This window comes from Actinomadura opuntiae (assembly GCF_030283205.1).
Classification (GTDB): domain Bacteria; phylum Actinomycetota; class Actinomycetes; order Streptosporangiales; family Streptosporangiaceae; genus Spirillospora.
This window is the reverse complement of sequence record NZ_JASNWF010000003.1, coordinates 502497-529424: the sequence shown is the minus strand read 5'-3', so window position 1 is coordinate 529424 and position 26928 is coordinate 502497. Positions and strand designations below refer to the sequence as shown.

Sequence of the window (26928 nt, the reverse complement as noted above, 5' to 3'; positions counted from 1 at the left end):
GTGGACGGTCATGACCGGCCGGGAGGCGGGGGCGTAGCGATCTCCGCCTCCTGCGGCGGCTCCAGCGGTGGGTAGCGCAGATCGAACGCGGGACGCAGGGAGCGGATCCGCGGCATCGAGGTGAAGTTGTGGCGGGGCGGCGGGCAGGAGGTCGCCCATTCCAGCGAGCCGCCGAACCCCCACGGGTCGTCCACGCCGACGGGTTCGCCGCGGCGGTGCGTCCGGTAGATGTTCCACAGGAACGCGAACGTCGACGCGCCGAGGATGAACGAGCCGATCGACGACACGAGGTTGAGCGTCGCGAACTCCTGCGGGTAGTCGGCGATGCGGCGCGGCATGCCTTCGGCGCCGAGCCAGTGCTGGACGAGGAAGGTGGTGTGGAAGCCGACGAACAGCGTCCAGAAGTGGATCTTCCCCCAGGTCTCGTTCAGCTTCTTGCCGGTCATCTTCGGCCACCAGAAGTAGAAGCCGCCGAACATCGCGAACACCACCGTGCCGAACAGCACGTAGTGCATGTGCCCGACGACGAAGAACGAGTCGGTGAGGTGGAAGTCCATGGCGGGCGACGCGAGGATCACGCCGGTGAGGCCGCCGAACAGGAACGTCACCAGGAAGCCGATCGCCCACAGCATCGGCGTCTCGAGCGAGAGCTCGCCCTTCCACATGGTGCCGACCCAGTTGAAGAACTTGATGCCCGTCGGCACCGCGATCATGAACGAGGTGATCGAGAAGAACGGCAGCAGGACCTGGCCGGTGGCGAACATGTGGTGCGCCCAGACGGTCATGGACAGCCCGGTGATGCTGATCGTCGCGGCGACCATGCCGAGGTAGCCGAAGAGCGGCTTGCGGGCGAACACCGGGATGATCTCGGTGACGATCCCGAAGAACGGCAGCGCCACGATGTAGACCTCGGGATGGCCGAAGAACCAGAACAGGTGCTGCCACAGCAGCGCCCCGCCGTTCGCGCCGTCGTAGACGTGGGCGCCGAGCCGGCGGTCGGCCTCCAGCGCGAACAGGGCGGAGGCCAGTACCGGGAACGCGATGATGACCATCAGGCTGGTGAGCAGCACGTTCCAGGTGAAGATCGGCATCCGGAACATCAGCATGCCGGGGGCCCGCATCGTGATGATGGTGGTGATCAGGTTCACCCCGGTCAGCGTCGTCCCGACGCCCGACAGGATCAGGCCCATGACCCACAGGTCCTTGCCCTGGCCGGGCGAGAACGTCGACGACGTCAGCGGCGAGTAGGCGAACCACCCGTAGTCGGCGGCGCCGTTCGGCATGAGGAAGCCGGCCAGCAGCATCAGCGAGCCGAACGCGAACAGGTAGTAGGTCAGCGCGTTGAGCCGCGGGAACGCCACGTCGGGCGCGCCGATCTGCAGCGGCACGATCACGTTGGCGAACCCGAGGAACGTCGGGGTCGCGAACAGCAGCAGCATGATCGTGCCGTGCATCGTGAAGAGCTGGTTGTACTGCAGCTCGTTCATCACCTGCAGGCCGGGGCGCAGCAGCTCGGCCCGCATCAGCATCGCCATCAGCCCGGCGATCAGGAACATCGCGAACGAGGTGCCGAGGTACAGGTAGCCGACCGTCTTGTGGTCGGTCGTCGCCGCGACCCTGCCGATCCTCGTCCCGAGACCGTGCCGCGCCAGCGCCTCCCCGGCGCTGGTGTCGGCTGCCTCCTCGACCGCCGTCATCCGGTCCCCCTCCCGCTCCCCGTGCCTACCCGGGCACTAGCCGGAGAAAGCCCACGTCAAACGCCCGGCATGCCCTGATCATCGTCACGCGGCGCCCGGCGGCGAGGCGGCCGGGGGAGGGCGGACGGCGCGCCGGGCGGCCCGCCGATACGCTCGTCCCGGAGATCAAGGACGACCGGCCGGACGGACGGCGGCCCGCCGGACCGTGCGGCACGACCGGGAGGGACGGGACGCCGTGGAGCTGTCCGGAGTCGGCGTGTGGAGCCAGCAACTGCGCTACGGGGACGCCGCGGAGGCGGCGGAGGCCGCGGCGGAATTGGAGGAGCTGGGATTTCGCGCACTGTGGATCCCCGACATCGGGGGGCCGGTGTTCGACGCCGTCGGGAACCTCCTCGCCGCGACCCGGGAGGCCGTCGTCGCGACCGGCATCCTGAACCTGTGGATGCACGCGCCCGAGGACGCCGCCGCGTCCTTCGCCTCGCTGACGGCCGAGCACGGCGACCGGTTCCTGATGGGCATCGGGGTGAGCCACGCTCCGCTGGTGGACGCCTCGGAGCCCGGCCGGTACCGCAAACCGCTCGCGGCGATGGGCGCCTTCCTCGACGGCCTGGACCAGGCGGACCGGCCCGTACCGCGTGAGAGCCGGGTGCTCGCCGCGCTCGGCCCGAAGATGCTGGGGACCGCGGCGAAGCGCGCACGGGGCGTCCACCCGTACCTCGTGCCGCCCGAGCACACCCGGCTGGCGCGCGAGGCGGTCGGCGACGGGCCGCTCGTGCTCCCGGAGCAGACGGTGATCCTCTGCTCGACGCGGGACGAGGCGCGGGCCATCGGGACGAGCTGGCTGGGCGCCTACCTCGGCCTGCCGAACTACGCGGGCAACCTGCTGCGCCTCGGCTACACGGAGGAGGACGTCGCGTCGGTGAGCGACCGGCTGTTCGACGCGCTGATCGCCTGGGGCGACGAGGAGGCGGTCAGGCGCCGGGTGGACGAGCACCGCGCCGCCGGCGCCGACCACGTCTGCGTGCAGGTGCTGACCGCCGACCAGAACGCCTTCCCCCGCGAGGAGTGGCGCCGCCTCGCCTCCGCGCTGCGGTAGCCCGGGCCGCTCTTGGCGCGGCCCCGGCGGCCTGTCACGCTGAGGGGTATGCGGATACTCGTCATCGGCGCGGGGATCGTCGGGGCCGCGCTGGCCGACCGTCTCGCCCGTCCGCTGGACGGCGGGCGCCCCGGCGAGGGCGACACGGTCACCGTGGTGGAAGAGCAGTGGCCCGGCGCCGGGACGTCCGGCACGAGCTACGCCTGGCTCAACGCCAGCGACCCGGCCGACCCGGTGTACCACCGGTTCCGGACCGAGGCGCTGCGCACCTGGCGTGACCTGGCCGCCGGGCTGGGCGATCCGTCCTGGTACCGGCCGGTGGGCAACGTCGTGTGGGCGACGGCCGATGACGCGAAGGCCCGGCTGGCCGCACGGGTCGAAGGGCTGGCCGCCCTCGGATACGCCGCCCGCCTGATCGACCGGGAGGAGTTGCGCGCGCTGGAGCCGGCCCTGAACGCACCGCCCGACGTGCTCATCGCGCACTTCCCCGACGAGGGCTACGTGCACGGCGGCCCCGCCGCGCAGGCCCTCGCGCTGCGCGCGCAGCAGTCCGGCGCCGACATCGTCACCGGGCACCGCGCCGAGCGGCTCAACCTGCGCGGCGACCGCGTGACCGGGGTGCGGCTGGACGACGGCCGTGACCTGGACGCCGACCTCACGATCTGCGCCGCGGGCCGGCACGCGCCCGCGCTGCTGGCCACCGCCGGGATCACGCTGCCGCTGGTCGATCCGGCCGCGCCCGGCTCGGCCGCGCCGTGCCTCGTCGCGACCACGACCCCGGCGCCGGGCGCCCTCAACGGCCTCGTCCACGCCCCCGAACTGTCGGCCCGGCAGGCGGAGAACGGGGGACTGGTCCTCGAAGCCGACGACATCGACGCCGGCGTCGACGAGTCGGTCCCGGAGGAGCGGGTCCGGGCCGCAGGCGACGAGCTCCTCGCCCGCGGCCGGACGATCCTCCCCGGCCTGACCGCGCGGGTCGCCGGGGTGCGGCGGTGCGTCCGGCCGCTGCCCGTCGACGGCTATCCGCTGGTCGGCCCGCACCGTCCCGGCCTCTATACCGCCGTCACGCACAGCGGCATCACGCTCGGCCCCCATCTGGCCGAGCTGATCGACCAGGAGATCCACGGCCGTCCCGCCGAGGCGCTCGCGCCCTACCGGCCCGACCGCCACGGCTAGCCGCGGTCCCGTTCCTCAGGTGTGCGCGATCAGGACGGCGGGGTTCTCCACGCAGTCGGCCACGTAGCGCAGGAACCCGCCGGCGGTGCCGCCGTCGCAGACCCGGTGGTCGAAGGTCAGGGACAGCTGCGTGACCTTGCGCGGGACGACGGCGCCGCCGTGCACCCACGGCCGGTCGGTGATGCGTCCGACGCCCAGGAGCGCCGCCTCCGGATGGTTGATGATGGGGGTCGATCCGTCGACGCCGAAGACGCCGTAGTTGTTGAGGGTGAAGGTGCCGCCGGTCAGCGCCTCGGGCGGCAGCTTCCCGTCCCGTGCCAGGCCGGTGAGCCGGGCCAGTTCGGCGGCGAGCTCCTCGGTCGTCATCTGCTGCGCGTCCCGGACGACCGGCACGACGAGGCCGCGGTCGGTCTGCGCGGCGAACCCGAGGTTGACGCGCCCGTGCCGGACGATCTCGGCGCGCTCGGTGTCGACCGAGGAGTTCAGCTCCGGGAACCGGTGCAGGCCGGACACGCAGATGCGGGCCAGCAGCGCGAGCAGGCCGATGCCGAGGTCGGGACGGCTCTCGCGCAGCGCGTCCTTGACCGCGACGAGGCCGGTGGCGTCGGCGTCCACCCACGTCGTGGCGTCGGGGATCTCGCGCCGGCTGCGGGTCAGCTTGTCGGCCACGGCCCGGCGCAGCCCGCGCAGCGGGACGCGCTCGTCCGCCGGGCCGGGCGTCCGCGCGGCGGCGGGCTCGTCGCGGGTGCCGGCGGCGATGGCCTGTTCGACGTCGCGGCGGAGGACGACGCCGCGCGGCCCGGTGGGGGTGACGGCGGCGACGTCGATCCCGTGCTCGGCGGCGATCCGGCGCACGAGCGGCGAGATCACGCGGGGCGCCTGCGCCTTGCGGGCCGGCGGTGCGGTCTCGGGGGCCGTTCGCCCGGCGGGCCGGGCCCTGCCGCGCCGCCGCCTGCGTCCGCCCGCCGCGCCGCCCGTGCCGTAGCCGATCAGGACGTTGCCGGAGCCGGCCTGCTCCTCCTCGCGGTATCGGGCAGCAGCCGGATCCTCGACCGCGCCTGCGGGGCCGATCTCGATGAGGGGCTCGCCGACCCCGAGGACCGTCCCCGCCTCGGCGTGCACCTTCAGCACCGTCCCGGCGTAGGGGACGGGGACCTCGACGGCCGCCTTGGCGGTCTCGACCTCCACCACGACCTGGTCGATCCGGACGGTGTCGCCGACCGTGACCTTCCACTCGACGATCTCGGCCTCGGTGAGGCCCTCGCCGAGGTCGGGCAGCCGGAACACCTGCCGGGCGGGGGCGGCCGTCGTCATGACGCCTCCCGCGCCAGGTGCAGGACGTCCGGCTCGTCGTCGAACTGGAGCCGGTCGACCGCGTCGAGGACGCGGTCCACGTCGGGCAGGTGCGAGCGTTCGAGCTTGGGCGGCGGGTAGGGGATGTCGAACCCGCTGACGCGCAGGACCGGGGCGGCCAGCGAATGGAAGCAGCGTTCCTGGACGCGCGCCGCGATCTCCGCGCCGACCCCCGCGAACCCCTGCGCCTCCTGGATCACCACGCAGCGCCCCGTCTTGCGCACCGACGCCACCACGGTCTCGTCGTCGAACGGGACGATCGTGCGCAGGTCCACGACCTCCAGGTCGAGGCCGTCCTCGGCGGCGGCCTGCGCCGCCTCCAGCGCGACGGGGACGCTGGGCCCGTAGGCGACCAGCGTGGCGTCGGTCCCGCTGCGCCGTACCGCCGCGCGCCCCATCCCGGCCACGCGCCGGTCGGCGGCCGACACCTCACCGGACGACCAGTACAGCCGCTTGGGCTCCATGAAGACGACCGGGTCGGGGTCGGCGATGGCGTCGCGCAGCAGCCAGTACGCGTCGTCGGGCGTCGCGGGGGTGACGACTTTCAGGCCGGGGGTGTGCGCGTAGTAGGCCTCGCTGGAGTCGCAGTGGTGCTCGACGCCGCCGATGCCCCCGGCGTAGGGGATGCGGATCACCATCGGCAGCGGCAGCAGGCCGCGGGTGCGGTTGCGCATCTTGGCCACGTGCGAGGCGATCTGCTCGAACGCCGGGTAGGCGAACGCGTCGAACTGCATCTCCACCACCGGGCGGAACCCGCCCATCGCCAGGCCGACGGCGAGCCCCACGATCCCGGCCTCGGCCAGCGGGGTGTCGAAGCACCGCTCCTCGCCGAACTCGGCGGTCAGCCCGTCGGTGATGCGGAAGACGCCGCCCAGCGGCCCGACGTCCTCACCGAAGACGAGCACCTGCTCGTCTTCGGCCAGGGCGTCCCGCAGCGCGGTGTTCAGCGCCTGCGCCATTGTCATCTGCGTCATGCGGCCCGTCATCGCGGTCATGTCAGTCCTCCGCGGCGCTCAGTTCGGCCGCCAGCAAGGCCCGCTGCTCGCGCAGCTGCGGCGTGGGCTCGGCGAAGACGTGCTCGAAGATCTCCAATGGCGCGGGCTCGGCGTCGGCGTTCATCGCCTCGCGGACCCGGGCGGCGAACTCCTCGGCGGCCTGGTGCGCCGCGGTGACCTGCTCGGCGTCCAGCAGTCCGCGGGCCCGCAGGTAGGTCTCCAGGCGGGCGATGGGGTCGGCCGACTCCCACTTCTCGACCTCGCCGCCGTCGCGGTAGCGGGTGGGGTCGTCGGCGTTGGTGTGGGCGTCCATGCGGTAGGTGTGCGCCTCCACCAGCCACGGGCCGTCCCCGGAGCGGGCGTGCCGCACGGCCGTGGACAGCACCGACAGCACCGCGACGAGGTCGTTGCCGTCGACCTGCTCGGACTGGACGCCGTAGCCGATCCCCTTGTAGGCCAGCGCCGGCGCGGCGGTCTGCTTGGCCAGCGGCACCGAGATCGCGTACTGGTTGTTCTGCACCAGGAACACCACGGGCGCCCGGCGGACGCCCGCGTAGTTGAGCGCCTCGTGGAAGTCGCCCTCGCTGGTGCCGCCGTCGCCGATGAAGGCCATCACCACGGCGTCCTCGCCCTTGCGGCGCAGGGCCTCGGCCATTCCCACCGCGTGCAGGGTCTGGGTGGCCAGCGGGGTGCACTGCGGCGCCACGCGGGTGGCGGCCGGGTCGTATCCGCAGTGCCAGCCGCCCTGCAGCAGGGTGAGCACCTGGGCCGGGTCCAGGCCGCGGGAGACCAGGGCCATCGAGTCCCGGTAGGTCGGGAACAGCCAGTCGGTGTCGCGCAGCGCGAGCACGCCGCCGATCTGGCAGGCCTCCTGGCCGCGGCTGGAGGGGTACACCGCGAGGCGGCCCTGCTTGGTCAGCGCGGTCGCCTGCCGGTCGAAGCGGCGGCCCGCCACCATCCGGCGGTAGGCCTCCACGAGCTCGCCGTCCTGCGGCGCGGCGTATCCGGCCGGCGGGTCGCCGGCCGTGCCGTCCTCGGCGACGAAGCGCACCGGGACGGGGGAGGGGAGGAGGTCCTCGGCGGCCGGGCGCTCGTCCTGCCCGGGCACGGGTGTCCGCATGAGCATGGCGCCCCCTCGCTTTCTCTGGACGCTTGATGACCAAAGCGTCCGCCCGGCCGGCCATCCGTTCAAGACATCACGGATAATGAGCGACATATGGCCAACAAGTGGGACCTGAGGTGACCGAATGTCGGACGAAGAGGCCCCCGGCGGCGCCCGGACGGGACGTTCTGCCGTCGCGCTGGACGCGGTGGACCGCGCGATCGTCGCCGAGCTGCTGCGCGACGGCCGGATCTCGGTGCGGGCGCTCGCCGAGAACGTCCACATCTCCCGCGCCAACGCCTACGCCCGCCTCACCAGGCTCACCGACGAGGGCGTGATCACCGGGTTCACCGCCCGGATCGCCCCGCACCGCGCCGGCCTCGGCACCAGCGCCTACGTCTCGGTCACCATCGAGCAGAACTCCTGGCGCGCGGTCTCGGCCGGGCTCGGGGACATCCGCTACGTCGAGCACTTCGCCATGGTCGGCGGCGACTACGACGTGCTGGTGCTGGTCCGGGCCCCCGACAACACCGCGCTGCGGCACGTCGTGCTCGAACGCATCCAGGACATCCCCGGCGTCCGCGCGACCCGCACCTGGCTGGTGTTCGGCGAGGCCCGCGGCCGGGGCGCCGAGTGGGAGACCTGGGAGGGCTAGAGGGGCCGGGAACGCGACCGCCGCCCCGCCTCGTCCACGACGAGGGGGGCGGCGGCGCGTCGATCGTTACTGCAGGGCTTCCCGCACCTCGCCGGAGAACATCGTGGTGGAGGCGACGTCGTACTTCGCCGCGTCCTCGGCCGCCGCGGCCATCTCCGGGCTGCCCAGCGCCGCGTTGAGGGCGTCGCCGTCCTCGAACCACAGCTCCGCGACCAGGTAGGGGGCCTCGGTCCCCAGCGGCCGGGGACGGGTGAGGGTGAACGACTTCAGCCCGGGCAGGGCCCGCACCAGCGGGACGTGCGTGCTCTCGTAGCGCTCGTCGAACGCCGCCGGGTCGGCGGGGGAGAAGTACTGGACGGTGAGGCGGTGCATGTGTGCTCCTCCAGGGTGGATGCGGCCGGCCAGGTCCGGGCCACCTCACCGTAGCCCGCGGGCGGGAGGCGCGGAGGACCCGGTCCCGCCGGAGCGCGGTCCCGTCCGCTCCGACCCGTTGCGCCGGGCGCCCGGCCGTGCGACCGTATTACTGACCGAACGATAAGTAATTGTGCGGCGGGCGAGGAGGGGACATGACGACGACCCCCGTGGAACCGGCGGAAGGCGAGCGGCTGCAGGAGCGGTTCGACGCGACGATCGCGCGCGGCGACCGGATCGAGCCGCGGGACTGGATGCCGGACGACTACCGCCGGACCCTGGTGCGCCAGATCGCCCAGCACGCGCACTCGGAGATCATCGGGATGCAACCGGAGGGGAACTGGATCGGCCGGGCCCCGTCGCTGCGCCGCAAGGCGATCCTGCTGGCCAAGGTCCAGGACGAGGCCGGGCACGGGCTGTACCTGTACTCGGCGTGCGAGACCCTGGGCGTCTCCCGGGCCGAGCTGACCGGCCTGCTGCTCTCCGGACGGCAGAAGTACTCCTCGATCTTCAACTATCCGACGCTGTCGTACGCCGACGTCGGGACGATCGGGTGGCTGGTGGACGGTGCGGCGATCTGCAACCAGGTGCCGCTGTGCCGGACGTCCTACGGCCCGTACGGGCGGGCGATGATCCGCATCTGCAAGGAGGAGTCGTTCCATCAGCGGCAGGGCTATGAGCTGCTGATGACGATGATGCGCGGCACCGGCGAGCAGCGCGCGATGGTGCAGGAGTCGGTCGACCGGTTCTGGTGGCCGTCGCTGATGATGTTCGGTCCGCCGGACGCGCAGTCGCCCAACAGCGCGCGGTCGATGGCGTGGGGCGTCAAGCGCAACTCCAACGACGAGCTGCGGCAGAAGTTCGTCGACATGACCGTGCCGCAGGCCGAGGCGCTCGGGGTGACGCTGCCCGACCCGGACCTGCGTTGGAACGCCGAGCGCGGCCATTACGACTTCGGCGAGCCGGACTGGGAGGAGTTCGCCCAGGTGCTGCGCGGTGACGGGCCGTGCAACGCCCAGCGGATGGCGCACCGCCGCGCCGCCCACGAGGACGGGGCGTGGGTGCGCGAGGCCGCGACGGCGTTCGCGGACCGCGCCGCCGAGGGAGGTGCCCGATGAGCGGAAACCGGCGGGAATGGCCGCTGTACGAGGTGTTCGTCCGCGGCAAGCGCGGGCTCAACCACGTGCACGTCGGATCGCTGCACGCTCCCGATGACGTGATGGCGCTGCGGCACGCCCGCGACGTCTACACGCGCCGCAACGAGGGCGTGAGCATCTGGGTGGTGCGGGCCGACGCGATCACCGCGTCCAGCCCGGACGAGAAGGACCCGCTGTTCGCGCCCAGCGGCGACAAGGTCTACCGGCATCCGACGTTCTACGAGATCCCCGAGAACGTCCCGCACATGTGAGGGCGGACCACCCATGAGCGACGACCACGGCAGCATCTTCGACGGCCTGATCGGCGGCGACTCCTCGCAGTGGGCGTTCGGCACCGGGTTCGAGGACCCGCTGGCCGGCGTCGACACCACCGTCCCGGCCGGTACCGACCGCACCGAGCTGGCCCTGTACTGCCTGATGCTCGGCGACGACGCGCTGATCATGTCGCAGCGCCTGTCGGAGTGGTGCAGCCGCGCGCCGGACCTCGAAGAGGACATCGCGCTGGCGAACATCGCCCTCGACCTGCTCGGCCAGGCGCGGCTGCTGCTGGCGCGCGCGGCCGCCGCCGACCCCGGCGTCGTCCCGGCCCTGCCGGAGGGGTCGCCGGTACCGGACGAGGACGCGCTGGCCTTCTTCCGGGAGGCGGACCGGTTCCGCAACGTCCGGCTCGTGGAGGTTCCCAACGGCGACTTCGCGCACGTGGTGGTGCGGCTGCTGCTGTTCTCGACCGCCCGCCTCGCGCTGCTGGAACGGCTCTGCGCGAGCACCGACCAGGTGCTGGCGGCGGTCGCGGCCAAGGGCGTCAAGGAGATCACCTACCACCGGGACTGGGCGGGCCGCTGGTTCCTCACGCTGGCCCAGGGCACCGACGAATCGCGCCGCAGGCTCGTCGCGGCGCTGGACGCGCTGTGGCCGCTCCAGCCGGAACTGGTGGCGACGCATCCGATCGAAGCGTCCCTCGCCGAGGCCCGCGTCGGGGTCGATCCCGGCGCCGTTCGCGACGAGGTGGACGCCGTCCTGGGCCAGGTGCTCGCCGTCAGCGGCGTCGACCGTCCCGACCGCGCGGCCCTCGCCGGGATCGGCGGACGGACGGGCCGCGACGGCATGCACACCGAAGCCCTCAGCCGGCTGCTCGCCGAGATGCAGGTCGTCGCGCGCGCCCACCCGATGGGGCGCTGGTGAACGCCCGCGAACGCGCCCGCCGGGTCGCCGAGGAGGTCCGGGACCCGGAGATGCCGATGCTCACCCTCGCCGACCTCGGCGTGCTGCGCGGCGTCGACGTCGAGCACCGGCCGGACGGCGGGGAGGTCGTCGTCGCCTCGATCACCCCGACCTACTCCGGCTGCCCGGCCATGGCCACCATGCGCGACGACCTCGTGCACCGGCTGACCGGCGCCGGGTTCCCGCGCGTCGAGGTCCGCGTCGTCCTGGACCCGGCGTGGTCGAGCGACTGGATTTCCGAGCGCGGCCGGGCCGCGCTGCGCGCCGCGGGCCTGTCGCCGCCCGGCCCCGCCCCGCGGCGGTCCGGGCCCGTCGGCCTCACCCTCGGGCCGACCCGGGCCGCGCCCGCCTGCCCCCGCTGCGGATCGGCGGCCACCCGCCTGACCTCGGAGTTCGGCGCCACCGCGTGCAAGGCCTTGTACCGCTGCACCGGCTGCCTCGAACCGTTCGAGCACGTCAAGGAGATCTGAGATGACCACCCTCGCGCCCGGCGCCGCGCCCGCCCGGTCGGCCGTGTTCCACGAGCTGACCGTCGCGGCGGTCGACCGCCTCTGCGACGACGCCGCCGCGATCACCTTCGACGTCCCCGCCGGGCTGCGCGACGCCTACGCCTTCCGGGCCGGCCAGTCGCTCACCCTGCGCCGTTTCGTGGACGGCCGCGAGGAGCGCCGCTCCTACTCGATCTGCGCGCCCGCCGGCGCCGCGCCGCGCATCGGCGTCCGGGAGATCCCCGGCGGCCTGTTCTCCTCCTGGCTCGTGCACGAGGTGACGCCCGGAACCCGCATCGAGGTGCAGACGCCCACCGGCTCCTGGCGGGCCGACCCGGCGCTCGGCGAACGGCACCTGTGCATCGCCGCCGGATCGGGCATCACCCCGATGCTCTCGGTCGCCTCCACTGTGCTGGCCCACCCCGGCGCGCAGGTGACGCTGCTGTACGGCAACCGCACCAGCCGCACCGTGATGTTCACCGAGGAGCTCGGCGACCTGAAGAACCGGTACGGGCCCCGCCTCCAGATCGCGCACGTGCTGTCCCGCGAACCCCGCGACGTCGAGCTGTTCTCCGGCCGCCTCGACCACGACCGCCTCACCCGCCTGCTCACCGGCCTCGTCCCGGTCGAGGTCTTCGACCACGTCTGGCTCTGCGGCCCGCTGCAGATGGTGCAGGACGCGCGGCAGGTCCTCACCGGCCTCGGCGTCCCCGCCGACCGCGTGCACGTCGAGCTCTTCTACGTCGACGCGCCCCCGCCGCAGCCGCGGCGGACCGACGACACCGTCATCGGCGCCACCACCGAGCTGACCGTCGTCCTCGACGGCCTGCGCACGACGTCCCGGGTGTCCCGCGAGACGACGATCCTGGAGGGCGCCCAGCGGACCCGCGCGGACCTGCCGTTCGCCTGCAAGGGCGGCGTCTGCGGCACCTGCCGCGCCCTCGTCCGCGACGGCGACGCCGACATGCGCCGCAACTACGCGCTCGAACCGGCGGAGGTCGAGGCCGGATTCATCCTCACCTGCCAGTCGTTCCCGCTCGGCGAAGCCACCACCGTCGACTACGACGCCTAACGCGGCGGTGGCTCGGGTTCGTGGCGGGCCAGGCCGTCGAAGGCGAGGGCGGTGATGGCGTCGGCGACCGTCGCCGTGTCGTACGCGCCGTCCGCGCGGTACCACTCGACCAGCGAGTTCACCATGCCGAACAGCAGCCGGCTCACCAGCGCCGGCGGCACGTCGCCGCGCAGGGCGCCCTCGGCGACGGCGTCGGCGACCAGCTCGGCGAGGCGGTCGTCGAGCCACCGCCGCCGCTCCAGCGCGGCCAGCTCCACCTCGCTGTTGCCCCTGACCCGCAGCAGGAGCGTGACGGACGGCTGATGCGCGACGAGCACCTCGACGCTGCGCCGCACCACCGCCCGCAGCCGCCCGTAGGCGCTCGTCCCGGCCTTCTTGCGGGAGGCCTCGGCGACGGCGGCGGTGAGCTCGTCGAGGGCGTCGTCCAGCGCCTGGCTGAGCAGCTGCTCCTTGCTCGTGACGTGATGGTAGATCGCGGGCTTGGTGAGCCCGAGCTCCTTGGCCAGGTCGCCCATGCTGGTGGCGTCGTACCCCTTGCGGTTGAACAGCTCCACCGCCGCGCGCAGGATCGCCGCCTGGTCGTGGCCGGGACGGCCACGCCGCCGGCGCGGGGCGGGGCCGGTCGTCGTCACGACGGCAGCATCTCACGGGCGGACCGGCGTCCTCGCGGACGCTCGCGGTGACCGAACTCGCCGCCTTCCACCGTCCCTTCCACCTGCTGGCGATCTTCGCGGGGGTGTGGGTGGTGGGGGCCGGCTGGATCGGCCGCCGGACGGCCTCGCCGACGGCCGCCGCCGTCCACGCGTCCGCCTTCCTGACGGGCATGGTCTGCGCCTTCTACCTCACCGTCCTCGCCGTGCAGTCGGACCTGCGCGGCACGCTCTGGGTCTTCTGGCTCGCGATCGCGCTGACCGGCGGGCCCTGCTCGGCCTGGCGGGCACCCACTACCGGCTGGGCTACGCGCTGTTCAACGTGGCGGGAGCGGTACTCGCCTACGGCGGCTCTCATCTGCTGTTCCAGTACCGGTGCGCCTGCCCGGCCGGTCGTGTCGCGGCTCGCCCCGGAGCAGCTCCGAGGGCTCGGCTACCGCCCCGCCCCGCGCTGAGGGCAGGCAGGACGGGCAGTGCACGGCACCGTCCGTCCCGCCGTCCGGCCGTCGCGGCTTAAGAACCTCTTATCCCTGGCCGTCACTGTGTGCGCATGGCCAAGACAACCAAGACAACGATGCTCGGGCTCGGCGCGATCACCGCGGGGGCGCTCGCGGCGGTGACCGCGTGCGGAGTTCCCGTCCAGGCGGCGCCGATGGCCGAAAAGAAGCCGGTGAAGGTCGAGGGCGGCCAGGTCGTCGTCCCGCTCGGCACCGGAATGGCCCGCGTCGCTATCGCCGACCTGGGCGTGACCGCGCAGACCGGCGACGGCGGGCGGCTGACGCTGTCCGCGCCCACCCAGGGGATGGGCGAACCCGGCAAGATCACGCACAAGGGCGGCACCGCGAGCTGGTCGTATCCCGCACGCGGCATCACCGTGTCGGCGCAGGCCCGCGCGGGACGGCTGGCGATGCACCTGCACTCCGACCGCTCAGGCGACCTGCGCTGGCCGCTGTCGGGCATGGACCGCTCGACCTCGCGGCTGTCCGTCCCGACGGGCGAGGGCCTCGGCATCCCGGTGGACGACCCGTTCTGGAACTCCGCCAAGGCGGAGTTCGCCGGCTCCGAAATCGCCATGGTCGGCGGCATGACGATGCCGTTCTGGGGCTTCCAGGACGGCTCCCGATCGGCGAACTACATCGTCCCGACCGACGTCGGCACGTCGCTGAAGTTCGTCTCGTCCGACGGGCGCCTGCACGGCGAGACCACGCACAGCTTCGGCGAGGCCAAGGACTACGACGTCGAGTTCTCGCTCGGAGATTCCTCCCCGGTGGCGTCCGCAAAGAACTACCGGCTCTGGCTGGCCCAGCATCGTCAACTCGGCTCGCTGCGCAAGAAGATCGCCCGCAACCCGCAGGTCGGCAAGCTCGTCGGCGCCTACCACGCCTACCTGTGGGGCCCGGCGCGCTCGGCCGCGTCCGTCCAGAAGATGAAGCGGCTCGGCCTGGACCGGATGTGGCTCGGCTACGACTCCGGCAACGACCCGATGAAGCCGGACGCCGTGGACGCCGCGAAGGAGAACGGCTACCTCGTCGGGCCCTACGACTCGTTCGCCAACGCCCAGGACCCGAAGACCGCCGACAACCCGTCCTCCAAGTGGCCGGACGGCGTGTACCCGGACGGCTGCGTCCACGACGCCAAGGGGCAGCCGGAGAGCGGGTTCGGCGATCGCGGCTGCTACCTCAGCTCGCAGTACCTCGCGCAGCAGGAGCCTTCCAAGCACTACATGGCCGGCCGCACCAAGCAGATGACCGCGAACGGCGCGAACAGCTACTTCCTGGACGTCGACGCCGCCGGTGAGCTGTTCGACGACCACAGCCCGTCCCACCCGATGACGCAGGCGCAGGACCGCGCCAACCGCAACGCCCGGATGGCGCAGCTGTCCGGCCACGACAAGCTGGTCCTGGGCTCGGAGAACGCGGCAGGCTGGGCGAACCAGGCGATCGCGTTCGACCACGGCGCCGCCGCCGACGGACTCAACGTCCTGTGGGCGCTGCAGAAGGACAGGGCCACTTGGGGCGGCTACTACCCGGCCGACGACCCGAAGTTCTTCTTCAAACCGGTCGACCTGCCCGCCGACGCGGTCAAGAGCATGTACGACCCGGCCTACCGGCTGCCGCTGTACGAGACGGTGCTGCACGACTCGGTCATCAACCTCGACCGCTGGGAGCTGTCGCTGTACAAGCTGCCCAACGTCAAGACGACCCGGATCCTGCTGAGCATGCTCTACAACATCCCGCTGAACTTCGCCGTCGACGGCTCGACCCTCGACCGGCACGGCAAGGAGATGGCGTCGCTGCAGCACTTCTTCCAGCCGCTGCACCAGATCGCCGCCACCAAGCCGATGACCGACTTCCGCTGGCTGACCGGCGACCACCAGGTCCAGCGGACGGTGTTCGGCGACGGCGCCCTCACCATGACCGCGAACTTTGGCGCGAAGCCGTATCAGGGCCTCAAGCCCGGCTGCGTCCAGGCGGCCGTGCACGGGCAGGCGCCACGGACGCTGTGCCCCTAGCGGGTCACGCGAAGGCGAGGCGGATCAGCGTGCCGCCGCCGGGTGCGGGCTCGGCCGACACCCGGGCGCCGTGCTCGCGGGCGACCTGGGCGACGATCGCCAGGCCGAGCCCCGAGCCGGGCAGGCCGCGGGCGGCGGTGGCCCGGTAGAAGCGGTCGAACACGTGGGGCAGGTCGGCGGGGTCGATGCCCGGCCCGTGGTCGCGGACGACGACCTCGCCGCCCCCCGCCTCGGCTCTGCCCGCCGGTCCGTCGTGCGGGCTCACCCGGACCTCGACGGGCCGTCCGCCGCCGAACTTGGCGGCGTTGTCCAGCAGGTTCGCCAGCGCGCGGGCCAGCCGGCGGGGCTCGCCCGCCACCACGACCGGTTCGGTGGCCAGCGCGAACTCCACGTCCGGCCACCGCGTCCGGGCCTGGGCGGCGCAGTGCTCGGCGAGGCGGTCCAGCCGGACGTCCTCGGTCTCGCCGGCCGGCTCGTCGCCGCGCGCCAGCTCGATGAGGTCGCCGACCAGGTCGCCGAGCCCCGCCAGCTGCGCCCGCAGCCGCCGCCGGACGCGGTCGCGGCGCGGCGGCGGCAGCTCGTCCAGCAGGTCGATGTCGGCGCGCAGGCTGGTCAGCGGGGTGCGCAGCTCGTGCGAGGCGTCCGCGACCAGCCGCCGCTGCGCGGTGACCGACTCCTCCAGCGCGGCCAGCATCGCGTTGAAGCTGGCCGCCAGCCGGGCCAGCTCGTCGGAGCCCGCCGCGGACATCCGCAGCCCCGGATCGCCGGTCGCGGCGATCCGCTCGGCGGCACGGGTCAGCCGGGACACCGGACGCAGCGCCCCGCTTGCCACCAGGTACCCCAGCAGCGCCGCCAGGGCCGCACCTGCGACGAGCGTGGCGAGCAGCGCCAGCCGCACCCGGTCCAGGGTGCGGCCCAGGTTGTCCGAACGCGCCCCGACCTGCAGCGCGCGGTGCGAGCCGTCCGGTCCGAGCGGCATCGTGTAGACCCGGACCGGCAGGCCGCTCGCGGCGGCGTCGAGGAAGAACGGCCTGCTCCGGCCGTTCGCCACCCGCTCGACCCGCGGCGTCACCGGCAGGCCCGCCCCGTCCGGCTCGACGGTGCCGTCGCCCCGGACGATCTGCGCGCACGGCGTCGTCAGCCACGCGCACGTCCCAGTCCGCGTCGTGAAGCCGCGCGACCGCACCTCCCGCGCCACCTGCGCGGCCTGGCGCTGCAACGACCGGTCCAGCTCGACGTGCAGGGCCTGCCGGACCACGACGTAGGCGACGGCCACCGCACCCGCCACCGCGACCGCCACGGCCAGCGCCGCCAGCGCGGCCATCCGGGCCCGCAGCGGCACCCGGCGCCACCACGGCGCCCCGCCGCCGGTCACCCCGCCGCCGGTCACCCCGCCGCTGGTCACCCGGCCCTCAGGACGTAGCCGATGCCGCGCACCGTGTGCACGAGCCGCGGTTCGCCCGCGGCCTCCAGCTTCCGCCGCACGTACCCGACGTACACCCCCAGCGAGTTCGACTCCGGCCCGAAGTCGTACCCCCACACCCGATCCATGATCACCTCGCGGGGGAGGACCTGCCCGGCGTTGACGACCAGCAGCTCCAGCAGCGCGAACTCGGTCTCGCTGAACTGGACGAGCCGCCCGCCCCGCCGTCCCTGGCGCGCCTCGGGAAACAGGGTGAGGTCGGCGTACCCCAGGGACTCGGCGGACGGCGCGGTCCGGACGCGGCGCAGCAGCGCCCGCACGCGCGCCCGCAGCTCCTCCGGGGCGAACGGCTTGACCAGGTAGTCGTCGGCGCCCGCGTCCAGCCCGTCGACCCGGTCGCGCACCGCGTCCCTCGCCGTCAGCATCAGGATCGGGGTGCGGTCGCCGCCTTCCCGCAGCGACCGGCACACGTGCAGGCCGTCCATGCCGGGCATCAGGACGTCGAGGACGATCGTGTCCGGGGCCGCCGCGGCGATCTCGCGCAGCGCCGACGCCCCGTCCGCCGCCACGCAGACGTCGTAGCCGTCCAGGCTCAACGTGTCGCCCACGGCCTCGCGCACGGCGGGCTCGTCGTCGACGACCAGCACGCGAACCTCGTCCCCCACGGTCCGAACCTACCCAACGGCCCCGGGACGGCCCGGTCTCAGTCGGCGGTCGTGTCGGAGCGCTGGTCCTTCAGCAGGATCCAGGCGGCGACGGCGGTCGCGAGCAGGAGCGCCGCACCGATCCCCGCGGTGCAGCGCAGGCCCGCGGCGAACGCGTCGCGGGCGGCGGTCAGCAGCGCATGGCCCTCGGGGCCGCCGAGCGCGGCGGCCGCCTGGACGGCGCCGCCGATCGAGTCGTGCGCCGCCGCGGCGGCTCCGGCGGGGACGCCGTCCGGGGTCGCGAAGCCCCGGTACACGCCGGTGGTGATCGAGCCGAGCAGCGCGATGCCGAGCGCGGCGCCGAGCTCGTAGGCGGTCTCGGAGACGGCCGACGCGGCTCCGGCCTGCTCCTTCGGCACCAGCGAGACGATCATGTCGGAGGTCGTGGCGAAGGCGAATCCGGCGCCGGCGCCGGCGAGCAGCAGCGCCGCGAACAGCATCGGGTAGCCGGTGCGCGCGTGCAGTCCGGCGAGCAGCGCCAGAGCCACGCCCATGGCCGCGAGCCCGCCCGCGATGACGGTGCGGACCGACGTGCGGCGCACGGCCATCGCGGCGAGCAGCCCCGTGACGATGGACCCCACGGTGGCGGGCAGCTCGGCCAGCCCCGCCTGGAGCGGCGAGCGGCCCTGGACGAGCTGGAAGAACTGCGAGAGGAAGAAGACCAGCCCGGCCAGCCCCAGCACGGCGAGCAGGTCGGCGGCCACGGCCGTGCTGAACCCGCGGTGGCGGAAGAGCCGGACGTCGATCAGCGGCGAGTCCAGGGTCCGCTGCCGGCGGACGAACCACGCCAGGGCGGCGGCGCCCGCGACGGCGGCCACGGCGACCCGCGCCGACCAGCCGTGCCCCGCGGCCTCCTTGATCGCGTAGACGGTGCCGATCATGCCGACCAGGGACAGGGCGGCGCTCGGCAGGTCCCACGGCCCCGGCGAGGGGTCCTTGGACTCGGGCAGCAGCCGGATGCCGGCCACGACCAGCACCGCCATCACCGGCAGGTTGATGAGGAAGACCGACCCCCACCAGAAGTGCTCCAGCAGCACGCCGCCGACCAGCGGCCCGACCGCGGCGCCCGCCGAGACGCTGGAGGCCCAGATCCCGATGGCCATGGAACGTTCCCGCGCGTCGGTGAAGATGTTGCGGATCAGCGCCAGCGTCGACGGCATCAGCGTCGCGCCCGCCACGCCCATCAGCGCGCGGGCCGCGATGAGCAGCTCGGGGCTGGTGGCGTAGGCGTTGAGCACCGAGGTGGCGCCGAACGCGGCGGCGCCGGCGAGCAGCAGGCGCTTGCGGCCGATGCGGTCGCCGAGACCGCCCATCGACACCAGCAGCCCGGCCAGCACGAACGAGTAGACGTCGCCGATCCACAGCAGCTGGGCGCCGGACGGCCCGAGGTCCTCGCTGATGAAGGGCGTGGCGAGCCCGAGCACGGTCGCGTCGACCGCGACCAGCAGCACGGCGAGGACGAGGACGCCGAGCGAGACCCAGCGGCCGGGGTCGCGGTCATTGCGCACGAGAACGGGCGGCGTCGCGGTGGTCATGCTCCCACGTGTCCTAACGGGTGGTGCGAAGGATGGTGTCGGATGCGGCGGATCAGGCTCGCGGGGCGCGGCGCTCGACGCCGCCCAGCAGCAGCCCGGAGATCATCGCCGTGTAGTCGCGGGGCGCGGTCCTCCCGGTCTGGATCGTCCAGGCGGCGGAGGCGATCAGCCCGTACAGCGCCTCGGTGAGCCAGACGGGGGAGAGGTCGATGCGGAACTCCCCGGCCTCCTGGCCGCGCCGGAACAGCGCGGTCACCCGGGCGTCGACCCGCTCCCAGCCCGCGTTGACCTCCGCGCCCTCGAACAGCTGGTTCTCGGTCGCGAGGAAGGCGAGGAACGCCGCGACGGGACGGCTGGCCTCGATCAGCCGCAGCAGCGCCTCGGTCGCGGTGCCCTCCTCGAGCCGGGCCCCGTCCATGACCGCCTGGAGCCGGCGCAGCCCGAGCTCCTCGAGCGCGCGGACGAGCCCGTCCCGCCCGGCGAAGTACCGGTGGAGGGTGGCGCGGCTGATCCCGGCCGCCTGCGCGATCTCGTCCTGGGTGGCGGTCGCCTTGCGCGACAGCAGCTCCGCCGCGTCGGCCAGGACACGGTCACGATCGAACGACATGACACCATGCTAACCCATTTGAGACATCATTGTCTCACATGGGTCGCCAACGTCACATGGTCGCGCTGCGGGTCAGGTCGTGGACGGCCTCGCTCATCGTGACCGGGTCGACCTCGCCGAGCGGCACCGCGTCCTTCGGCGCACGCCCCGGGACGGGGCCCGCCCACAGAGCGGTGATCTTCTGGTCCTCGCCCTCGCCGTACATGTAGTGGCCGAGGCCGGGGCTCAGGCTCGCCACGACGTACAGGCCGGCCGGGTCGCGCCGGGCGAGCCACCCGCCCGCGAAGTTCCCGTCGGCGTCCACGGACTCCCACCGCCCCTGCGAGTGGCCCTTCGCCTTCCCGTAGGACAGGACGAGGCCCTCCACACGGGCGAGCCTGTGCGCGGCGCGCTCGTCGCCGGTGAGCCGGTGGACGGGGCGTCCGAGCTGCTCGAAAGGCTGAAGGATCTCGTAGTCGGCGAACAGCTCCGCCCAGGCGTCGAGGTCGTCGCCCAGCAGCAGCGGATGCGCGACGCTGATCCGGGCGTCCGATGGCGGCGCGAACGAGTCGTCGTTGATGTCGGCGTAGGTGCGGTCCTCCGCGACGCGGAACGCCGTGCCGCCGTCGGTGATCCACACGAGGCGGCGGACGATGTGCCCCAGCAGCGGATGGTCGGCGAACAGGCCGCGGAAGTCGCCCGGCGTCCAGGCCCGCCGGGTGGTCATGGCCTTCTCCAGGCGCTTGATCTCCTGGTCGGCGATCGTCCGCAGGTCCTTCTTCAGGCCGGTGAACAGCGCGTGCGTGGCGGGGGCGAGCGCCGGATCGTCCTTCGGGCCGGGCTTGGGCGCGCTCTTGCGGACCTTGCCGTTCGCCTCCACGACCAGCGGGGCGAGCTGCTGGTCGAAGGCCACGGTGAACCGGCGCGGGCCGTAGTCCAGGACGAGGGTGCCCTCGCCGTCCAGGCCGAAGTCGGGGACGGCGCGGTCGGCGAGGTCGTCCGGCGTGATCCCGCGCGCGGCGGCGATCTCGTCGATCTTCTGCGCGGCCCTCGCCTTGAGGCCCTTGTACTTGCCGCGGCGGGTCAGCTCGAACAGGTGGGTGAGGGCGACGTCGGAGCCGATCCGGGCCAGGACGTCCAGCCCGGCGACGGCCCGGCCGGTGCCGCCCTCGCCCGGCCACTGCTTGATCAGCGGAGCGAGCCGCCGCACCGTCGTGTCGTCGCCGATCAGGCCGAGCTGCGCCAGCGCCCAGTTGTGCTTGGACGGCGACCCGAGCCCGTACCAGCGCTGGAACACCGCCCAGGAGAACTCCGCCAGCGAATGCCGGTCGCACGACTCGCGGACGTCCGCGGCCTCGGGCGCCTTCCTGGCGAGCAGGCCCAGCAGGCACTTGGTCGCGTCCACGGGGAGCGCGCGGTCGCGGCCACGGGCGAGGATCTGCGGGAGCAGCGCCGGGTCGGCCCAATCTGTCTTCGCGCTGCGGGAGGGCCTGCCGCTCAGGACGGAGGGCACGTCATCGCAGTCGGCGACGGCCGGACGCGGCAGCAGTTCCGCACCGGTCCCGGGCGGCAGCGCCCGCGCCAGTTCCGGAACCGCGTACAGCAGGCTCCGCACCAGCCCGGCCGCCTGCAGGCCGCGGACCGTCCCGTCGTCGGCCAGCGGTGCGAGCGCTCGGACGGCCTGTGCCGGGTGCCGCACGGCCGCCTCCGCCAGGGCGGCGGGCACGCCCTGGTCGCCCATGTGGTTCAGCAGGAGGCGGAACGTCCGCTCGTCGCCGATCTCCTGGAGGGCCCTCAGCATGATCGCGCGCCGTTCGTGGGCGGCCCCGAAGCGGGCGCCCCTCAACGCGGCTTCGAGGAGGGGGAATGCGCCCGTACCCAGCCCGTCGAGCAGCGATCCGACCACTGCGGGCGTCTCCGAGATCCACCGGACCCGTCCGGCCTGCGCCTCGGTGGACAGCGAGCAGAGCACGTGGTCATTGCCCAGAACGTTCGGGCCGCCGGTGTCACTGAGGGACTCGTCCACCCAGGCGGTCTCGGTCGGGACGAGGTAGGAGGCGGTGCGGCGCCTCGCGTCGTCGCCGCGGTGCGCCGCCAGCCGCGCGACGGCGTCGCGGTACTCGGCCTCGGGCGCCGCCGCCAGCAGCGCGCGGAGCCGCTTCACCACGGCGTCCTCGGCGATCCACTGGGCGGTGCCGAAAAAGGAGTGGTCCTCGGACGTCGCGCGCCGGATCTCGCCGCGCCATCCCCTCGGCGGATCGGTGTACGCGACGAGCTGGATCCGCAACACGCCGTCGGGGCCGGGCGTCGCCGGTTTCGGCAGCGGGCCGAGCTCCAGGGAGGACGCCTCGGTGACCGCGCAGGCCGCGAACGCGAGCCCGTGGTCCAGCGCCCAGGCATCCACGAAGGCCGCGCCGTCGACGTCGTCCAGGTACTTCACCGCGACGGCGGCGACCGCTGCCGCTCCGACCGGGTCGGCCTCGCCGTCCAGCCAGGCGCGCACGGCCTTCCCGAGTCCGGGGACGGTGCGCTCGTGCTCCGCCATCTCCCCGGCGATCGGACGCGCGGCGCTGTCCCATCCGCGTGCCCGCCGCGCGGCCTTCTCGTCCAGGACGACCTTCGGCCCGGCGATGCCACCGCGCCGGGGATGAACGTGCTCGCGCCACTCGACCGGAATGTCCACCGTCTCGACCATGGCACCGCAACCTAACCGCGGCCGCCGACACTTCGGTCACCTCGCGATGCGCGCCGATCGGACACCGGGCGCGGAGGTTACGATCACCGAGTGCTCCTGACCGCCGCCGGTCGCTTCGCCGCCTACGGGCCGTCCCACTGGGCGGCTCTCGGGATGTTCGCGATCGGATGCGCCGTGCTGGTGCCGCTCGGCCGCGCGCAGCGGACGCCGGACCCGGGCCCGGGCGCCGGGGAGCAGGCGAAGGGCTTCGGCCGGGCGTACGCGCTGGCGATCCTGTTCGTGATGATCGGCACGCAGGCGCACACCCTGCTGCCCGGGGAGTGGCACATCGGCGGCTCGCTGCCGCTGCAACTGTGCGACGTGGCGTGGCTGACCGCGGCGGGCGCGCTGTGGACGCTCGGCCGGCGCTGGTACGCGCTGACGTACTACTGGGGGCTCACCCTGTCGGTGCAGGGCCTCCTCACCCCCGCGCTCAACGGCGGCGACTACCCCGACATCGATTATCTGGCGTTCTGGGGGATGCACCTGATGATCGTGTGGGCCGCCGTCTACCTGACCTGGGGGCTGGGGATGCGCCCGGACTGGCGGTGCTACGGGTTCGCGGTCGCCGTCACGGTGGTGTGGGCCGCCGCCACGTTCGCCTTCAACGAGATCGCCGGGACCAACTACGGGTACCTCAACGACAAGCCCGCCACCGGCTCGGTGCTGGACCTGCTCGGTCCCTGGCCCTGGTACGTGCTGGCCGAGGTCGTGATCATCCTGCTCGGCTGGGCGCTGATCACCTGGCCGTGGACCCGCTCCGAATGATCGTTTCAAGGCCGCCCGTTCTGCGCCTTTTGTAAGGCTTTATACGGCGAAATGCCGCCTTCCAGAATAATGATCTTTGCGCATTCGGTGATGCGGACATAGTGGACTAATAATGGCATAGTGGCCGTGGATCCCTGGAATCTCGGCATTCCGCGCTTCCTTGGCGAGGCGTTGTGTCAGCCTAGATACGGCTGTAGGCATACGAGTCCGTATTGCTCAGTTTTTTCGATCTTGCTGTCCGACACGCCGAGGACGCCGATGCCCGACTTCCCCGAACCCGCCGCCGGCGCCGGTCGCCAGGACGGCCGGCGGTACGACCAGGACGGCCGGCGCTACGACCAGGACGGCCGGCGCTACGACCAGGACGGCCGGCGCTACGACAGGGCCCCGGCCGCGTGCGGCAGGCATCGCCAGAGCAGCATGCGCGTCGTCCACCTGTCCATCTCCCTCCTCCCCGCGGCCGTCGTCGCCGTCCTGGGCGTCGTCGCCGTGGCGGTGCTCTACGACGGCGCGGCCCTGCCCCGGCAGACGCGCCTCGTGCTGACCGCCGCCGCCGTGACCGCCGCCGTCGTGCTGGTGGCGGCCGCCTGGGGCGCCGACGCGGCGACCCGCCGGGTCGACCGGCACCGCGCCCGCTGCGCCGCCCGCGACCAGGAGAACCTGAACCGCCGGCTGGGCGAGTTCGGGTTCCTGATCGCCCGCGGGCGGCGCGAGCTGGCCGAACTGGTGCAGCGGCTGGCCGCCGGCGAGGCCGTCGCCCCCTGGACCGAGGACCGCCCGGCCGCCGACTCCGGCGACCCCGTCGGGCAGCTCGCGTGGGAGCTGCGGCGGGCGCAGAGCGAGGCGTGGAACGCCGTCGTCGAGGCCGCGCGCCGCGGAGCGCAGGGCCGCGACCAGCGCGTCGGCGTCTTCGTCAGCCTCGCCCGGCGGATGCAGTCGCTGTCGCACCGCGCCATCCTGGGGCTGGACGAGCTGGAGGCCCAGGTCGAGGACCCCGACCTGCTCAAGGGCCTGTTCAAGGTCGACCACCTCGCCACCCGCACCCGCCGGCAGGCCGAGAGCCTCGCCGTCATCGGCGGCGCCCCGTCCCGCCGCCAGTGGACCCGGCCGGTGAACGTCTACGAGGTGCTGCGCTCGGCCATCGCCGAGGTGGAGCACTACAAGCGGGTCAAGGTGGTGCCGCCCGTCGAGGGGAGCGTGCACGGGACCGCGGTCGCCGACGTGATCCACCTGCTCGCCGAGCTCATCGAGAACGCCACGAAGTACTCGCCGCCGCAGACCCAGGTCCTGATCCGCGTCGAGGGCGTCGCCGCCGGCCTGGCCATCGAGGTCGAGGACCGCGGGCTCGGCATCCCCCGCGAGGACCGGCAGCGGCTCAACGACCTGCTCGCCGACCACGAGCGGGCCCGCGCCGGGGAGCTGCTGAGCGAGGGGCGCATCGGGCTCCTGGTCGTCTCCGCGCTGGCCGCCCGGCACAAGGTCCGCGTCCAGCTGCAGAGCAACGTCTACGGCGGGACGCAGGCCGTCGTCGTGGTCCCCACGGAACTGTCGGGCCGCCCGGGGGAGGAGACCGCGACCCCGCGCCCCGCGGACGCGGGGCAGGCCCCGGCCCCGCAGGCCCCCGCCCCGCAGGCCCCGTCCCCGCAGGCCCCTTCCGCCCCGGCCCCGCAGGTCCCGGCTTCGCAGGCCCCGCCCGCGCAGCCTCCGGCCTCCGCGCGGGCGCAGGCTGCCGCGCAGGCGCAGGCTGCCGCGCAGACCCTCGCCTTCTCGCAGGTCCCCGCTCCGCCGCCCGGGCCCGCCGCGGGTCCCCGGCAGGGCGCCGGCGACCCGCTGGACGTGGCGCGGATCGACGACGATCGCATCGCCCCGCCGGCCGTCCAGGAGCCCTATCCGAGCGGGCCGGCCCGGCGGCCCGCGGCGCCCACGTGGGAGACGGGCCCGCAGCCGGCGGTGCCCGACCAGGGCGACGGCGGCTCCGCCTTCGCGCCGCTCGCCGGAGAACGCCCGCAATTGCCGCGGCGCCGGGCGCAGACACATCTGTCGCCGGAATTGGCCAATGTCCCCGTGCGCCAGGAAATCGACGACGAGGCCGAGCACAATCCCGGATTGATGGCGGCATTCCAGAGAGGCATGCGCAGCGCCCTGGAGAACGACGGCGCCGCGGACGGCCCGGACAACGGGAAATGACGAGGCACCGGAAATGACGAGGAGCTCCCATTGACTGCGGCGTCCCCGAACGAGGCGCAGGACCTTGCTTGGCTGCTGCGGGGGCTGAGCGACGAGGTCCCGGCCATTCGCGGCAGCGTGCTGCTGTCCTCCGACGGCATGATGAAGGCCGCGCACGGCCTCGACCGCGCCGGTGCGGAGCAGATGGCGGCGCTCGCCTCCGGCCTGTTCTCCATCACCCGCAGCGCCGGGACCCGCTTCGACGGCAGCAACGAGGTCCGGCAGGTCGTCGCCGAGCTGAAGTCCAGCCAGCTGTTCATCTCGTGGGCCGGTTTCAACTCGGTGCTCGCGGTGCTCGCCGACGGGCAGGCCGACCCGGCCCTCGTCGGCTTCGAAATGGCCCGGCTGATCAGGGCGGTCCGGCCGTTCCTGCACACCGCCGCGCGCCCGGCGCCCACGGCGGGCGACCGGGCCGCGTCGACATGACCGCCGGCGACGACGAGGTCTGGGTCGACGCCGCCGCCGGGCCGCTCGTGCGGCTGTACACGGTGACCGCCGGCCGCACCCGCCCGGCCGTCGAGCTCGACCTGCTGTCGCTGGTGGTGGCGACCGGCCGGCGCCCGCGCGGCATGGACCCCGAGCACGCCGAGGCCCTGGAGTGGTGCCGCGCGCCGACGCCGGTCGCCGAGGTCGCCGCGCACCTGCGGCTGCCCGTCACCATCGCCAAGGTCGTCCTCGCCGACCTGGTGGCCTGTCGCGCCCTCGCCACCCGGGCGCGGCGCACCGCGGCCGACCCCACCGACCGAGCCCTTCTGGAGAAACTGCTCGATGGCCTGCAACGCGCCTGACGCGCCGCCCCCGACCCAGGTCAAGATCCTCGTGGCGGGCGGGTTCGGCGTCGGCAAGACCACGTTCGTCGGCGCCGTCAGCGAGATCGAACCGCTGAGCACCGAGGAGCTCATCACCACGGCCAGCGCCGGCCTCGACGACCTCGGCGGGGTGGAGCGCAAGTCCACCACCACCGTGGCGCTCGACTTCGGCCGGATCACGATCGAGCAGCACGGCATCGTGCTGTACCTGTTCGGCACGCCCGGCCAGCAGCGCTTCTGGTTCATGTGGGACGAGCTGTCGGCCGGGGCGCTCGGCGCCGTCGTGCTCGCCGACACCCGCCGCCTCGAGGACTGCTTCGACGCCGTCGACTTCTTCGAGAACCGCGGCACCCGGTTCCTCGTCGCGGTCAACGAGTTCGACGGCGCGTTCCGCTACGCGCCGGACGAGGTGCGCATCGCCCTCGGCCTCGACCGGCGGGTGCCCGTCGTCCTGTGCGACGCGCGGCACGGCGGCTCCGCGGCGGCGGTGCTGAGGGCGCTGATCGGCCATCTGCTCGACGCCGTCCCGACCGCCTCCGCCTGACGAAGACCAGCCGA

Annotated in this window: 26 protein-coding genes; 15 read left to right on the top strand and 11 right to left on the bottom strand. The window is 73.5% G+C overall.

Annotated features, from left to right (window positions below; translation table 11 throughout):
- Positions 1–8: 8 nt before the first annotated feature.
- The gene (ctaD, locus tag QP089_RS08790; RefSeq protein WP_285910888.1) at positions 9–1697 is read right to left on the bottom strand and encodes an aa3-type cytochrome oxidase subunit I; all 1689 of its coding nucleotides are present in this window, start codon (positions 1695–1697) and stop codon (positions 9–11) included.
- A gap of 235 nt (positions 1698–1932) precedes the next feature.
- Here ctaD and QP089_RS08785 point away from each other — a divergent pair, with 235 nt between their 5' ends.
- Together QP089_RS08785 and QP089_RS08780 are read left to right on the top strand one after the other, a co-directional pair.
- Entirely contained in the window at positions 1933–2793 is an 861-nt protein-coding gene (locus QP089_RS08785; protein WP_285910887.1) for an LLM class F420-dependent oxidoreductase, read from the top strand.
- A 48-nt stretch (positions 2794–2841) separates the two neighbouring features.
- On the top strand, positions 2842–3969 hold the full coding sequence (locus tag QP089_RS08780; protein ID WP_285910886.1) for an NAD(P)/FAD-dependent oxidoreductase: 1128 nt from the start codon (positions 2842–2844) through the stop codon (positions 3967–3969).
- Between the two features lie 15 nt (positions 3970–3984).
- Here QP089_RS08780 and QP089_RS08775 read toward each other — a convergent pair whose 3' ends face one another.
- Genes QP089_RS08775 through pdhA form a run of 3 tightly spaced genes read right to left on the bottom strand, consistent with a single transcriptional unit; the run spans position 3985 to position 7443 of the window.
- Positions 3985–5283: a dihydrolipoamide acetyltransferase family protein gene (locus QP089_RS08775; protein WP_285910885.1), complete on the bottom strand. Its 1299-nt coding sequence runs from the start codon at positions 5281–5283 to the stop codon at positions 3985–3987.
- Entirely contained in the window at positions 5280–6308 is a 1029-nt protein-coding gene (locus tag QP089_RS08770; protein ID WP_285910919.1) for an alpha-ketoacid dehydrogenase subunit beta, read from the bottom strand. The genes QP089_RS08775 and QP089_RS08770 overlap by 4 nt, the downstream gene beginning before the upstream one ends.
- A gap of 10 nt (positions 6309–6318) precedes the next feature.
- Positions 6319–7443: a pyruvate dehydrogenase (acetyl-transferring) E1 component subunit alpha gene (pdhA, locus tag QP089_RS08765; protein WP_285910884.1), complete on the bottom strand. Its 1125-nt coding sequence runs from the start codon at positions 7441–7443 to the stop codon at positions 6319–6321.
- Positions 7444–7564: 121 nt separating this feature from the next.
- Here pdhA and QP089_RS08760 point away from each other — a divergent pair, with 121 nt between their 5' ends.
- On the top strand, positions 7565–8074 hold the full coding sequence (locus QP089_RS08760; RefSeq protein WP_285910883.1) for an Lrp/AsnC family transcriptional regulator: 510 nt from the start codon (positions 7565–7567) through the stop codon (positions 8072–8074).
- Positions 8075–8140: 66 nt separating this feature from the next.
- Here the strand turns inward: QP089_RS08760 and QP089_RS08755 are convergent, their stop codons facing one another.
- The gene (locus QP089_RS08755; RefSeq protein ID WP_285910881.1) at positions 8141–8446 is read right to left on the bottom strand and encodes an EthD family reductase; all 306 of its coding nucleotides are present in this window, start codon (positions 8444–8446) and stop codon (positions 8141–8143) included.
- 194 nt (positions 8447–8640) lie between these two features.
- Between QP089_RS08755 and paaA the strand changes: the two genes are divergently transcribed.
- The 5 genes from paaA to paaE are packed head-to-tail and all read left to right on the top strand — an operon-like array spanning position 8641 to position 12423.
- On the top strand, positions 8641–9603 hold the full coding sequence (gene paaA / locus QP089_RS08750; protein ID WP_285910880.1) for a 1,2-phenylacetyl-CoA epoxidase subunit PaaA: 963 nt from the start codon (positions 8641–8643) through the stop codon (positions 9601–9603).
- Entirely contained in the window at positions 9600–9893 is a 294-nt protein-coding gene (paaB, locus tag QP089_RS08745; protein ID WP_285910879.1) for a 1,2-phenylacetyl-CoA epoxidase subunit PaaB, read from the top strand. The genes paaA and paaB overlap by 4 nt, the downstream gene beginning before the upstream one ends.
- Before the next feature lie 13 nt (positions 9894–9906).
- Positions 9907–10824, top strand: a complete 918-nt coding sequence (paaC, locus tag QP089_RS08740; protein ID WP_285910878.1) for a 1,2-phenylacetyl-CoA epoxidase subunit PaaC — start codon at positions 9907–9909, stop codon at positions 10822–10824.
- Positions 10821–11333, top strand: a complete 513-nt coding sequence (paaD, locus tag QP089_RS08735) for a 1,2-phenylacetyl-CoA epoxidase subunit PaaD (RefSeq protein ID WP_285910877.1) — start codon at positions 10821–10823, stop codon at positions 11331–11333. Before paaC ends, paaD begins: the two co-directional genes overlap by 4 nt.
- Before the next feature lies 1 nt (position 11334).
- A complete protein-coding gene (gene paaE, locus QP089_RS08730) occupies positions 11335–12423 on the top strand; it encodes a 1,2-phenylacetyl-CoA epoxidase subunit PaaE (RefSeq protein ID WP_285910876.1) in 1089 nt (362 codons plus the stop codon).
- Here paaE and QP089_RS08725 read toward each other — a convergent pair.
- The gene (locus tag QP089_RS08725; RefSeq protein WP_285910875.1) at positions 12420–13055 is read right to left on the bottom strand and encodes a TetR/AcrR family transcriptional regulator; all 636 of its coding nucleotides are present in this window, start codon (positions 13053–13055) and stop codon (positions 12420–12422) included. The two genes, paaE and QP089_RS08725, sit on opposite strands and share 4 nt — an antisense overlap.
- Positions 13056–13102: 47 nt before the next feature.
- Here QP089_RS08725 and QP089_RS08720 point away from each other — a divergent pair, with 47 nt between their 5' ends.
- Together QP089_RS08720 and QP089_RS08715 are read left to right on the top strand one after the other, a co-directional pair.
- Positions 13103–13528: a hypothetical protein gene (locus tag QP089_RS08720; protein ID WP_285910874.1), complete on the top strand. Its 426-nt coding sequence runs from the start codon at positions 13103–13105 to the stop codon at positions 13526–13528.
- Between the two features lie 95 nt (positions 13529–13623).
- Positions 13624–15585 carry a glycoside hydrolase gene (locus tag QP089_RS08715; protein ID WP_285910873.1) on the top strand — a complete coding sequence of 654 codons (1962 nt, stop codon included), beginning with the start codon at positions 13624–13626 and terminating at the stop codon, positions 15583–15585.
- A 4-nt stretch (positions 15586–15589) separates the two neighbouring features.
- Here QP089_RS08715 and QP089_RS08710 read toward each other — a convergent pair whose 3' ends face one another.
- From QP089_RS08710 to QP089_RS08690, 5 genes are read right to left on the bottom strand one after another with little or no spacing between them, the layout of a single operon-like run.
- Positions 15590–16990: a HAMP domain-containing sensor histidine kinase gene (locus tag QP089_RS08710; RefSeq protein WP_285910872.1), complete on the bottom strand. Its 1401-nt coding sequence runs from the start codon at positions 16988–16990 to the stop codon at positions 15590–15592.
- Entirely contained in the window at positions 16987–17673 is a 687-nt protein-coding gene (locus QP089_RS08705; RefSeq protein ID WP_285910871.1) for a response regulator transcription factor, read from the bottom strand. Before QP089_RS08705 ends, QP089_RS08710 begins: the two co-directional genes overlap by 4 nt.
- A 38-nt stretch (positions 17674–17711) precedes the next feature.
- Positions 17712–19247, bottom strand: a complete 1536-nt coding sequence (locus QP089_RS08700; protein ID WP_285910869.1) for an MFS transporter — start codon at positions 19245–19247, stop codon at positions 17712–17714.
- A gap of 52 nt (positions 19248–19299) precedes the next feature.
- Positions 19300–19854, bottom strand: coding sequence for a TetR/AcrR family transcriptional regulator (locus QP089_RS08695; protein ID WP_285910868.1), 555 nt, complete (start codon positions 19852–19854; stop codon positions 19300–19302).
- Between the two features lie 52 nt (positions 19855–19906).
- Positions 19907–22528 carry a DUF4132 domain-containing protein gene (locus tag QP089_RS08690; RefSeq protein WP_285910867.1) on the bottom strand — a complete coding sequence of 874 codons (2622 nt, stop codon included), beginning with the start codon at positions 22526–22528 and terminating at the stop codon, positions 19907–19909.
- 90 nt (positions 22529–22618) lie between these two features.
- Here QP089_RS08690 and QP089_RS08685 point away from each other — a divergent pair, with 90 nt between their 5' ends.
- From QP089_RS08685 to QP089_RS08665, 5 genes are all read left to right on the top strand, one after another.
- The gene (locus tag QP089_RS08685; RefSeq protein WP_285910866.1) at positions 22619–23335 is read left to right on the top strand and encodes a YwaF family protein; all 717 of its coding nucleotides are present in this window, start codon (positions 22619–22621) and stop codon (positions 23333–23335) included.
- Positions 23336–23593: 258 nt separating this feature from the next.
- The gene (locus QP089_RS08680) at positions 23594–25522 is read left to right on the top strand and encodes a sensor histidine kinase (protein WP_285910865.1); all 1929 of its coding nucleotides are present in this window, start codon (positions 23594–23596) and stop codon (positions 25520–25522) included.
- A 30-nt stretch (positions 25523–25552) separates the two neighbouring features.
- A complete protein-coding gene (locus tag QP089_RS08675) occupies positions 25553–25987 on the top strand; it encodes a roadblock/LC7 domain-containing protein (protein WP_285910864.1) in 435 nt (144 codons plus the stop codon).
- Positions 25984–26349, top strand: coding sequence for a DUF742 domain-containing protein (locus QP089_RS08670; protein WP_285910863.1), 366 nt, complete (start codon positions 25984–25986; stop codon positions 26347–26349). The genes QP089_RS08675 and QP089_RS08670 overlap by 4 nt, the downstream gene beginning before the upstream one ends.
- Positions 26330–26914, top strand: coding sequence for a GTP-binding protein (locus QP089_RS08665; RefSeq protein ID WP_285910862.1), 585 nt, complete (start codon positions 26330–26332; stop codon positions 26912–26914). The genes QP089_RS08670 and QP089_RS08665 overlap by 20 nt, the downstream gene beginning before the upstream one ends.
- Positions 26915–26928 lie beyond the last annotated feature (14 nt).